Below are 599 nucleotides of genomic sequence, written 5' to 3'. Positions count from 1 at the left end.
CGGTAGGGCTCGCCGTATTCGTCCGGGATGGCGGCCTCCATGACCGACAAGGCCTGGCCGACCTTCATCGCCCCGCCGCTACCCGCCAACAAGGTGCACCGGGTGCTCGACGCCCAGCTGGGCACCAAGTGGCGCGAACGGTTCAGTTCGTTCGACGACAAACCCATCGCCTCGGCCAGCATCGGCCAGGTGCACAAGGCGGTCTGGGCCGACGGCCGCCCGGTGGCCGTCAAGATCCAATACCCCGGCGCCGACGAGGCGCTGCGCGCCGACCTCAAGACCATGCAGCGGATGGTCGGCGTGGTCAAACAGCTCGCCCCCGGCGCCGACGTCCAGGGCATCGTCGACGAGCTGGTCGAGCGCACCGAGATGGAGCTCGACTACCGGCTGGAGGCCGACAACCAGCGCGCCTTCGCCAAGGCCTACGAGGGCCACCCGCACTTCGCGATACCCCACGTCGTCGCCAGCGCGCCCAAGGTCGTGGTCCAGGAGTGGATCGACGGCCTGCCGCTGGCGGAGATCATCCGCGACGGCACCCGCGAGCAGCGCGACCTGATCGGCACCCGGCTGCTCGAGCTCACCTTCGACGCGCCGCGCCG

The 599-nt window shown here is 70.3% G+C and carries 2 pseudogenes; one reads left to right on the top strand and one right to left on the bottom strand.

The window, feature by feature from the left end:
- Positions 1-77: pseudogene (locus A9X05_RS32135) on the bottom strand (hypothetical protein); the annotation flags it as partial.
- Between A9X05_RS32135 and A9X05_RS12710 the strand changes: the two are divergent.
- Positions 70-599 (top strand): annotated as a pseudogene (locus A9X05_RS12710) (ABC1 kinase family protein); the annotation flags it as partial. The pseudogenes A9X05_RS32135 and A9X05_RS12710 overlap by 8 nt on opposite strands.

Source organism: Mycobacterium sp. E3298 (genome assembly GCF_001666895.1).
Taxonomy (GTDB): Bacteria; Actinomycetota; Actinomycetes; order Mycobacteriales; family Mycobacteriaceae; genus Mycobacterium.
This window is presented reverse-complemented; position numbering and strand designations above follow the sequence as displayed.